This is a genomic window from Colwellia sp. MB3u-45 (assembly GCF_014077005.1).
Lineage (GTDB): Bacteria > Pseudomonadota > Gammaproteobacteria > Enterobacterales > Alteromonadaceae > Cognaticolwellia.
This window is the reverse complement of the sequence record NZ_JACGVC010000050.1, coordinates 69516-80661: the sequence shown is the minus strand read 5'-3', so window position 1 is coordinate 80661 and position 11146 is coordinate 69516. Positions and strand designations below refer to the sequence as shown.

Here is an 11146-nt window from a genome sequence, read left to right as displayed (position 1 = left end):
ATGCTTGATCCAAAATTACTTAGAACAGACATCGAAAATACCGCAACTGAGCTCGCTAAACGCGGATATAAATTAGACACCGCGCAATTAATTATGTTGGAAGAGCAACGTAAAGCGATCCAAATTAGCACGCAAGATTTGCAAAATCAGCGTAACACTCGCTCTAAGTCGATAGGTCAAGCGAAAGCCCGTGGCGAAGATATTCAGCCCTTGTTGGCCGAAGTGAGTAAACTCGGTGATGAGTTAGAAGCCGCGAAAGAAGCACAAACGCAAGTGTTGGCGCAAATTGACCTTATCGCTTCAGCCATACCTAATTTAATTCATGAGTCAGTGCCTGCCGGTGCAAGTGAAGACGACAATGTAGAAATTAAACGTTGGGGTACGCCGCGTGTATTTGACTTTGAAGTAAAAGATCATGTTGACGTTGCCACTGCTCTAGGTAAAGGTTTAGACTTTGAAAGTGGTGCCAAGCTTGCGGGTACGCGCTTTGCTGTTATGCGCGGTCAAATTGCTAAATTACACCGAGCACTAGCACAATTTATGTTAGATGTGCACAGTGAAGAGCACGGCTACCAAGAAATGTATGTGCCTTACTTGGTCAATCATGAATCTTTATACGGTACTGGCCAGTTACCAAAATTTGGTGAAGATTTATTCCATACCGAACTCAACAATAAAAAACTCTCTTTGATCCCAACTGCTGAAGTTCCGTTAACGAACTTAGTGCGTGACGAGATTGTTGACGAACAAGAATTGCCCATTAAAATGTGTGCTCATACCCCATGTTTTCGTAGTGAGGCGGGTTCTTATGGTCGTGACATTCGCGGTTTAATTCGCCAACATCAGTTCGACAAAGTTGAAATGGTACAAATTGTTAAACCTGAAGATTCTTTTAAAGCTTTAGAAGAGTTAACTGGTCATGCAGAAAAAATTCTTGAAAAATTAGAACTTCCTTATCGTACTGTTGTGTTATGTACCGGTGACATCGGCTTTAGTGCGACAAAAACTTTTGATATTGAAGTATGGTTACCGGCACAAAATACCTATCGCGAAATTTCATCTTGCTCAAACATGGCAGATTTCCAAGCCCGTAGAATGCAAGCTAGATATCGAAATAGTGAAACTAATAAGACAGAGCTTGTTCATACACTCAATGGCTCAGGTTTGGCAGTGGGTCGCACGCTAGTTGCTGTGATAGAAAACTATCAACAAGCTGACGGTAGTATTAATGTACCCACGGTTTTACAACCTTATATGAAAGGTTGTACCAACATAAACTAATCAGCGTTAATGAAAGTTTTATCATAAAATCCAATACCTAGTTATTGGATTTTTTTTATCTTTTTTTCAACAAATTAAAAAGTAAACTTTTCATCAGCATTAGCATCAAAATAGAGCTTGTTGGAAAAACCTTTAACACTCTGTTTATTGATGGGGTTTTAATTCATATCAGACACAAGCCCAAACATCATAATAGCTAACCATTGGCGAAGCGCAGTATGAGGTATTTCACCCTTTTAAAGAAGGCTATGCATGCTGTCATTGCGTGTGATAGATAAACTAATAGCAGTTTACGGGATTAATTTTATCTCGTTTAATATTAACTATATCTCGGGTAGGATTTGCACGCAGTAATGTTCGCCATTATGGTTTAAATCACTATTATAAATGTGTCTTATTGTGGCAATCTAAATAGCGTTGATCTAAAGCTATTTCTGTACTTATCTCATTAAAGTTTTGCTAGAATTAGTTAATTTAAACAAAGGCAAGGAATCAAGTTTTGTTTGGTGAGCGCTTTAACGATATAAATCTCAAAGGTGACATTTTTGGTGGTGTCACAACCGCTATTATTTCTTTACCCTTGGCGCTCGCTTTTGGCGTAGCGTCAGGAGCCGGTGCTGAAGCCGGGCTTTGGGGGGCTATTTTAGTTGGTTTTTTTGCGGCCTTATTTGGCGGGTCAACATCGCTGATCTCAGAGCCTACCGGGCCGATGACAGTGATCATGACCGCTGTGCTTACCAGTATGATGGCGAAATATCCTGAATCAGGCATGGCGATGGCATTTACTGTGGTCATGATGGCGGGTGCCTTTCAAATATTAATCGGCACACTTAAGTTGGGTAAATACATTACCTTAATGCCTTACAGTGTTATATCTGGCTTTATGTCAGGTATAGGTGTGATCTTAATTATTTTACAACTGTCACCACTGTTAGGCCAAGCTGCCCCAGCCGGTGGAGTTTTAGGCACAATATCAGCACTGCCTAATATCCTATCAAATATTAATTTTAGCGAGTTATTACTTGGCATACTGACCTTAGCGGTATTATTTTTCTTCCCAAAACAGTATCGAAAATACGTGCCTGCACAACTTGTTGCTTTAGTAGCCGTGACTTTATTGTCCATTGTATTTTTTGATATCGACAGTATTCGCCGTATTGGAGAAATTCCTGCAGGTTTACCTGCTTTAGTTATTCCACACTTTACGGCTGACATGTTTATGACCATGGTGGTTGATGCTCTTGTTTTAGGCACGCTAGGCTGTATTGATACTTTATTAACCGCGGTTATTGGTGACTCACTGACCCGAAAAGAGCATGACTCAGATAAGGAGCTACGTGGCCAAGGGCTTGCCAATATGATCTCAGGATTATTTGGCGCTTTACCTGGCGCTGGCGCCACTATGGGCACAGTTACTAATATTCAAGTTGGCGCGCGTTCGCCGTTATCAGGCATGGTGAGGGCACTGGTATTAACACTGGTGGTATTAATTGCAGGTGGCCTAACCGAGCCTATTCCGATGGCCGTATTAGCCGGTATTGCGGTTTATGTTGGTTTAAATATTTTAGATTGGAGCTTTATTCAACGCGCCCATAAAGTCAGCCTACAAGGCATGATGATTATGTATGGCGTTATGTTATTAACCGTGTTTGTTGATTTGATTGTAGCGGTAGGGCTGGGCGTATTTATCTCTAACATCCTTATTATTGAACAACTGAGTCGAGCACAAGCCAAGCAAGTAAAGGCGATCAGTGACACAGATCAAGATGTGGTACCGCTAACCGACGGTGAACGAGTATTATTAGATCGCGCCAATGGTAAAGTGCTATTTTTTTATCTTTCAGGGCCGATGATTTTTAGTGTCTCAAAAGCTATTGCTCGTCAACATAGCCGTGTCAGTGATTATGAAGCGATGATTCTTGATTTAACCGACGTACCTATGTTCGATGTCACCGTCGGTTTGGCGCTTGAAAATGTGATTAAAGATGCCCGAGAGGCAAATTGTGCCGTGTTCTTACTGTGCCCAAATCAGCAAACGCGAAAACAATTAGAAAAATTTGAGTTATTAGCTATGGTGCCTAAAGAAAACACTTATACCTATCGCCATGAAGCCCTACAAGCGGCATTAAATTATGTTGAAAAGCGCACACTAATAGCGCCGTTAAGCCTATAGTCATACTGTTTTGAGCTTATCAAACTATGAATGTAGTTAATTCACTTTGCCAATACTTTCATTTAAAAACATATAGGCGATTGAGTCATCGCGCAGTGGAAAGAAATTGTGATAGCGCTGACTAAAATTATTTGGTTGAGCAAGATGGCTAAATGAGTAAGAAAAACTATCATTACAAGATGTAGCTAGATGTTTCATGTTTGACCAATATTGGTCATTCTGTCTTATTGAAAACCTCATTGAGCTAGATCTTAATGTGGTTTTTATGCAAATTGACTTACCCTAGCTCTGAGTTAGTTCAAGTGTTTACTATATAAACAGTAATAAATTATAGCTAATTGTCATATTTTTACACTTAACAACGAACGTAATGTTTGCTTTCTATAACGAGTTGTTAATTAAAAAATGATTAATCAAAGTATAATTATTGCTTTTGTATATAAAGAACGACTTTCGTTCATAAAAGCAAAAATATAATTGAAATTATGATATTTAACACAAACACCAAAATATGAGTTGTATCGGGAGAAATAAGCCATTATTTCTGCTTGTTTTTAAATAATATCTAAGGCCTTTTAAGGTTTAAAGGTCAGTGCTAGTGGCTAAATACAAGCACTGACCTTTAGGTAACTTAAATAAATTGTAATGGTGTGATTGATATTAATTAAAAAAATATTTTGGTAGAAACAGGTAAATATTCATTTTATTACATTATATTTTACCGTGATGTATTAGCGCTTTTGTTGTGCGCTTCTCGGAAATTATTTCAAATAATTGGAGATATAAACAATGATAAGTAAAAAGATCCCCCCCTATAATTTACATAATATAAAACGACTATCTAGCTTTTTTCTCGGTATGTTTGTAGCGCTTTCGGCCAATGCTGAAAAGATAAATATAACCGCGCACGACTTTCAGGCTAAGAGTATTGTTTCTATTAATGAAAACTATAAAAAAGTGTCAGCAGACCATAAAAAGTCGATATATATAGTCAGAATGAATGCACCTTCAGTAGCAAGCTATAAAGGTGGTATTGAAGCATTTAGCGCCACAAACCCGGCAACTTTAGGAGTGAAGTCACTCAATGCCAATTCAAAAGCAAGTAAACAATATGCTAAGTTTTTAAAAACCAAGCAAGTGGATTTAGTCGAACATTCTGAACGTGCCTTTGGTCGTAAAGTTGATGTGAAATATAAATATCAACATGCCTTTAATGGTGTCGCGATGGAGCTCAATCAACAAGAAGCTAAAATGTTGGCTACCTTACCCAATGTCATTAGTGTCAGCAAAGAGCGCATTGAATATCTTTTGACTGATGTAGGTCCAAAATGGATAGGGGCAGATAAAATCTGGCAAGGTAGTCATAGTGATGGTAAACAACATGGTAACCACGGTTATCACATGCAAGGCTCAATGGGTGAAGGCGCTGTGGTAGCCATCTTAGATAGCGGTATTAATCATGATCATCCTTCATTTTCTGATATAGGCGGTGATGGTTATGATCATGAAAATCCATTAGGATCTGGCAATTACCTGCCAGGTAGCTATTGTGAAACTAACCCAGGGTTTTGTAATGACAAACTGATAGGTGCTTGGGATATGGTGCAAACACCAGCCGATCCTAACTCGCCTGAAGACAGTGATGGTCACGGTAGTCATACGGCCAGTACCACAGCAGGAAACTTTGTAAAACCTGCGGTTATGTATGCGCCAACAACTGATTTAACTCGTGATATATCAGGTGTTGCTCCTCATGCAAATATTATTATGTATGATGTTTGTGTTGACAGCTGCCCGGGTTCAGCGTTATTAGCCGCCATTGACCAAGTGGTAGTAGATGCTTCTAATCTGCCCAATGGTATTCAATCATTAAACTATTCTATTTCAGGGGGAGAAAACCCTTATAGTGATCCCGTAGAACTCGGTTTTTTAAATGCGACGGCTGCCGGTATTTATGTATCAACTTCTGCCGGTAATAGTGGCCCAGGTGCGGCAACGGTTGCCCATAACTCTCCCTGGGTAAGTACTACCGCAGCAATGACACATAACCGAAAAATAGAAAACGCGGTAGTGGATATGTCCAGTGATGGTGATGTTTTAGCAAATATTTTTGGTAAGGGCTTTACCCGTGGTTATGGTCCTGCTCCTATCGTGTTTGCGGGTAACTTCCCAACAGCAAATGGTTCGCAAAACGATGCCACACCGGAGCAATGCTTAGTGCCATTTCCAGCAGGTCATTTCAATGGTGAAATAGTGGTTTGTGATCGTGGTGCTATAGCACGTACAGCAAAAGGTGCTAATGTGCTAGCAGGTGGGGCTGGTGGCTTTGTACTTGCCAATGCTGCGGCTAACGGTGAAGCCGTTGTTGGCGATGCTCACTTTTTACCTGGGGTACATTTAGGTTTCACTAATGGTGAAATACTGAAAAACTGGCTTGCATCAAATGCCAATACTATCGGCTCTATTCAAGGTTATACACTTAATCTTGATAAAGCTAATGGCGATGTCACTGCTGGTTTTAGTTCACGTGGTCCAAATACTACCCTTGATATATTAAAGCCTGATATTGGTGCTCCTGGTGTCGACATTATGGCAGCAGTTAATACTGACGGCGTAACACCTTCGCCTGAATTTGCCTTTTTATCGGGCACGTCTATGTCAAGTCCGCATAATGCCGGTAGTGGTGCTTTAGTAGGCATGCTGACCGACTGGACCCCTTATGAAATAAAATCTGCCTTAATGATGACCTCTAAAACTAAGCATCTTCTAAAAGATGATGGCATAACTTCAGCAGACCCCTTTGATGTTGGTGCAGGTAGAGTACAACTCAATAAAGTATTACGCTCAGGCTTAGTGTTAAGTGAGACGCCTGCAAACTTTCTTGCCGCTAACCCAGATACCGGCGGAGATCCTCGTACCTTAAACATTGCCAGTATGCAAGAAAGCAACTGTGTAAGAACCTGTAGCTGGACCCGTGTGGTTACGCATACAGGTGACAAACACGGGCATTGGAAGCTAAGTGGTAAAAGTAACACCATGGAGGTAAGCGTTTCACCTAAAAATATTTCACTACATCAAGGTGAAAGCGCTACTATAACTATCACGGCTGACACCACATTAGCGCCAGCAGGCTGGAATTTTGGTGAGTTAAAGCTAAAATCGTCGGGCCATCATTATGTTGACTTGCACATGCCGATTGCCGCTAACGCCAATCGAAGCTCAACGCCTAACTTGTCAAAAACTGTCGATATGGCATCGGCGAAAGAAGGTGACGTGCTTAACTATGAAATCAAGGTAACTAACGGTCAAATAATTGATGTTATTGATATTACTGACATGTTACCTGTAGGCATGAGTTTAGTAGATGGCTCAGTCAGTAGCGCTATTACTAATGGCTCAGAAGCATCTCCTGTTAACGTAAATGATAATCAAGTTGACTGGAGCGTTTTCCTTGACGTGGGTGGCCTTAATTTACAAAGCTCACCAGCACCTTTTGGCTACTTCTCGTTAGGAGCCTTCGGAGTTGTACCCTTTGGTTGTCCGGCAAACTGTGATGATGGTTCATTCTCCCTGAACGTACCCTCGTTTGATTACAATGGACAAACCTACTCTAGTGTTATTTGGTCGGTGAATGGCACCATTGAAGTAGGCACCGCCAGTGGCTCTGCTGCTGGAGCGTCCAACCAAAATTTACCCAACGTTTCACTGCCTAATAATATTTTAGCGCCATTTTGGTCAGACTTAAATCTTGCTGCAGGTGGTAATTGGTATGTAGCTGTACTGGATGCAGGACCACGACAGTTCACTATTTATGAATGGGAAAACGTGCCATTTTTTGGTGACCCTACCACTTCTACTTTCCAAGTTTGGGTAGAAACGAATACCTCAAACATTTGGTTTGTTTATGCTGACTTGCCGCTTATTCCTGCAAACTTAACCGTTGGCATAGAAAATGACGATGGTAGTGTTGGCTCATCATATTTCAATGATGGCAATGGCACAGCACCAGTACCTGGCGAAGACCTTCAAGTGTTGAGTTCAGAAGGTGGCATGGCAACCTTGAATTTCCAAGGCGAAATAGAACGTTGTCATAAAAAACATGACAGTGTCAAAGTCAATGAAGTTTACATGAGCACTAATGGTACTAATGAAATGGCTTATGCCGCTACAAGCTGTGAATCAAAGAAAGGTAAAAAAGGTAAAAAAGGAAAATAACAGCAGTAAATTAAGGCTTATCATCTCGATAAAAAGCGAGCGTAATCTTAATACGATCCGTTAATAAATATCTTATGATTTATTGATCGTTCTTGTTGATATGTAAAGGCGGCTGAATTTATTCAGCCGCCTTTTATTTTGTGCCTTACTAGCGCACTTTCACTCCAAGGCCGCTATGAACACTCATACCAAATTGATTAATTACTTTCTTATTCTTAATGGTTAAAATGTAGTGATAGGTTGGACGTCTCAGCAACCAAAATCTGCTCGGTTTAATTCAACAAACCAAGCAAGTTTTAGTCAGACCCGATACAGCAAACCGTTAAAGAATTACTGACTTTATCAGCATAGCTACAATGCTCAGTGCTAAAACCCCAGCAAGCCAAATGCCAACAAACCAAGCTAGTTTTTTCCATTTTTGCAAAGCCATTAGTGATAGCCATCTTCAGGTTTTACTTTGCCCCTGAACACCCAATATGCATAAGCGGTATAGATTAAAATAAGTGGCACTAAAACCATCGTCCCCACCAGCGTGAATCTTAAACTTGAATCAGGCGCTGCTGCTTCAGCAATTGTTAGACTTGGCGGTACAATATTAGGGTAAAAACTAACAAGAATACCGATGAAACTGAGGACAAATAAGCCCAGTGAGGCGAGAAATGGTTGCGCTTCTTTGTTTTGTTTCAAACCCATAAATAGCAACCAAGTACACAATCCAACTAAAGCGGGAACCAACACACTAAAAATGCTACCTGGCAGTGTAAACCAACGTTGAAAATAAGCGGGGTCTTTGAACGGGGTGAGGATACTGACAACACCAATAAAACCTAGGGTAGCAATGCCTAACCATTTTGCATAACCGCGCATTCTAGCTTGTAGTTCACCTTCTGTTTTCATAATTAACCAAGTGGAGCCCAGTAAGCCGTAGCCAATGACAACGGCACAGCCGGTTAATAGTGAAAACGGGGTTAGCCAATCCCACCAGCCTCCAGCGTAGGCGCGGTTTGCCACTTCAATACCTTGCACCAAGGCCCCGAGCGAAATACCTTGAGTAAAGGCTGCTATAACCGAGCCTGCGAAGAAGGCAAAGTCCCAAACAGGCTTCCAACGAACAGTTCGCCAGCGATATTCAAAGGCAACGCCTCTGAAAATCAGTGCTAACAGCATCAGTATAATAGGCATGTACAAGGCTGGCATAATAATGGCATAGGCTAGAGGGAAAACGGCAAATAAACCACCGCCTCCCATGACGAGCCAAGTTTCATTACCGTCCCAAACGGGGGCAATAGTATTCATCATAACGGACTTGTCTTGCTCTGATTTAGCCGACGGAAACAAAATACCTATGCCCAGATCAAAGCCATCTAAAATGACATAAGTGAGTACGGCGAAGGCGATAATCATAGCCCAGATAAACGATAATTCAAATTCCACGATTGTCTCCTTGCGCACCCGACTTAAGGTCTGCGGCAGTTGTTGCAATAAATTGGTTTTGTGCGGTCCGGGTAGGGCCGTCATTTATCTCAAGGTCTGACGTAGCTGTCGGTTTATTCATCAGTCTTAATATATAAAAAGTACCTGCACCAAAGACAAAGAAATAAACGATGATAAATGCGATTAGCGATACCGCAACTGCAGGCGCATCAATCGGTGCAAGACTGTCGCTTGTACGCAATAGTCCGTAAACGGTAAAAGGTTGACGGCCGACTTCAGTAGTAACCCAACCTGCCAGAACGGCAACAAATCCCATGGGGCCCATAACAATTGCCGCCCGCTTTAACAAATCGTCATCATAAAGCTTGCCGCGAATGCGTCGCCATAAGCTCCATACGCCCAGTCCTAACATGGAAAAACCTAGCAAAATCATAATACGGAAGCTCCAGAATATCACTGCAACAGGGGGTTCGTCTTCATCAGGAATAGTATCTAAACCTGCAAGCGGGGCGTTTAAGTCATGCTTTAAGATCAAGCTAGAGAGTTTGGGTATCTGAATAGCGTAATCAATCCTTTTTTCTTGTGGGTTAGGGATGCCAAATAAGATCAGCGGTCCACCTTCTGGGTGGCTGTCATAGTGTCCTTCCATCGCCATAACTTTGACTGGTTGATACTCTAAAGTGTTTAAACCGTGAAAGTCTCCCACAACAATTTGTAAGGGGGCGACAACAATTAACATCCACATTGCCATTGAAAACATACGACGTGCAGCGGCATCAGCCTTGTTTCTTAGCAGGTGTAATGCACCAACAGCACCAACCACCAGCGCGGTTGTCAGAAAGGCAGCCAATACCATGTGTACTAAACGATACGGAAAAGAAGGGTTGAAGACAATCTGCCACCAGTCTTCTGGAATAAATTGCCCTACGTCATTAATGCTGTAGCCAACAGGCGTTTGCATCCACGAGTTGACCGATAAAATCCAAGTGGCTGACATCAAAGTACCAAAGGCGACCATACAAACAGCGAACATGTGTAGTCCATTACCCACGCGCTCACGTCCAAACAAAGCGATGCCTAAAAAACCCGCCTCTAAGAAGAAGGCAGAGAGTACTTCATAGGCCATAAGTGGCCCAAGTATTGGCCCAGTTTTATCTGCAAACACCGACCAGTTAGTGCCAAATTGATACGACATCACAATACCGGAAACTACGCCCATGCCAAAGGCAACCGCGAAAATTTTCTTCCAATAGTTAAACAAAAAAAGGTAAGTTTGATCATGTGTTTTTAGCCACAAGCCATTCAATACCGCTAGATAACTGGCCACTCCGATCGAAAAGGCTGGGAATATAATATGGAAGGTGACAGTGAATGCAAACTGCATTCTGGCAAGGGTCTCCGCAGTGAAGCTTTCCAACATAACTATAGTGCTCATATAAGTTGTATTTTAAATATATGTTAAACTGATGTGGCAATAAAAGCAATATTGAAAATATAACTTTTAAATGTGACAATCAATAAAAGCCCAACATAAAAATAGAGAGCACCTGATGAAATTAACCAGTTATACCAACTATGCGATGCGTTGTTTACAGTTGGCCGCACTTAAAGCCCCTGAACTAGTGCGGGTAGATGACGTGGTTTTCATTCATGGCGTGTCACGCCCGCACATTGTCAAAGTGGTGCACGAGCTAGGCAAAGCCGGTTATTTAGAAACAGTGCGAGGACGTAATGGTGGCTTTCGGTTAAGCCGCCCGGCAGAAGAGATCATTGTCGGTGATGTTGTGCGTCTTACCGAAGGGCCATTAGATGTAGTGGAGTGTTTTAACCCTGAGAAAAACACCTGCCCGTTGATTGGTATTTGCAAGCTATCTAAAAAAATTCAGGAAGCAACTCATGCATTTATGGATGTGCTAGATGGTGTCACTATTGCTGACATTTCTGCGAATCGTATTCCGCTACTAAAGCGTATCGATTTGTTAGAAATTACTGGAAAACCAGCAATTTTTGCCAAGTCAGACCATGCTAATTGATACCCTTCAC

The 11146-nt window shown here is 41.6% G+C and carries 7 protein-coding genes; 4 read left to right on the top strand and 3 right to left on the bottom strand.

All coding sequences use genetic code 11. The annotated features are described in order from the left end of the window. The 3 genes from serS (at position 1) to H4J41_RS13865 (ending at position 7669) form a co-directional block, all read left to right on the top strand. Positions 1-1281 (top strand): serine--tRNA ligase, encoded by a 1281-nt coding sequence (serS, locus tag H4J41_RS13875; RefSeq protein WP_182136780.1) that lies wholly within the window; start codon positions 1-3, stop codon positions 1279-1281. Positions 1282-1780: 499 nt separating this feature from the next. Further along, positions 1781-3454, top strand: coding sequence for a SulP family inorganic anion transporter (locus tag H4J41_RS13870; protein WP_182136779.1), 1674 nt, complete (start codon positions 1781-1783; stop codon positions 3452-3454). A 789-nt stretch (positions 3455-4243) separates the two neighbouring features. Beyond that, a complete protein-coding gene (locus tag H4J41_RS13865) occupies positions 4244-7669 on the top strand; it encodes a S8 family serine peptidase (protein ID WP_182136778.1) in 3426 nt (1141 codons plus the stop codon). Between the two features lie 322 nt (positions 7670-7991). On the opposite strand, the gene H4J41_RS17835 is transcribed toward H4J41_RS13865, so the two are convergent. The 3 genes from H4J41_RS17835 to H4J41_RS13850 are packed head-to-tail and all read right to left on the bottom strand — an operon-like array spanning position 7992 to position 10523. Then, positions 7992-8099: a DUF2474 family protein gene (locus tag H4J41_RS17835; RefSeq protein ID WP_182136777.1), complete on the bottom strand. Its 108-nt coding sequence runs from the start codon at positions 8097-8099 to the stop codon at positions 7992-7994. Next, complete coding sequence (gene cydB / locus H4J41_RS13855; protein WP_182136776.1) at positions 8099-9103, bottom strand: cytochrome d ubiquinol oxidase subunit II; 1005 nt, start codon at positions 9101-9103, stop codon at positions 8099-8101. Before cydB ends, H4J41_RS17835 begins: the two co-directional genes overlap by 1 nt. Further along, positions 9093-10523 (bottom strand): cytochrome ubiquinol oxidase subunit I, encoded by a 1431-nt coding sequence (locus H4J41_RS13850; RefSeq protein WP_404842467.1) that lies wholly within the window; start codon positions 10521-10523, stop codon positions 9093-9095. Before H4J41_RS13850 ends, cydB begins: the two co-directional genes overlap by 11 nt. A gap of 130 nt (positions 10524-10653) precedes the next feature. On the opposite strand from H4J41_RS13850, the gene H4J41_RS13845 reads away from it, so the two are divergent. After that, positions 10654-11136, top strand: a complete 483-nt coding sequence (locus H4J41_RS13845) for an Rrf2 family transcriptional regulator (protein ID WP_182136774.1) — start codon at positions 10654-10656, stop codon at positions 11134-11136. Positions 11137-11146 lie beyond the last annotated feature (10 nt).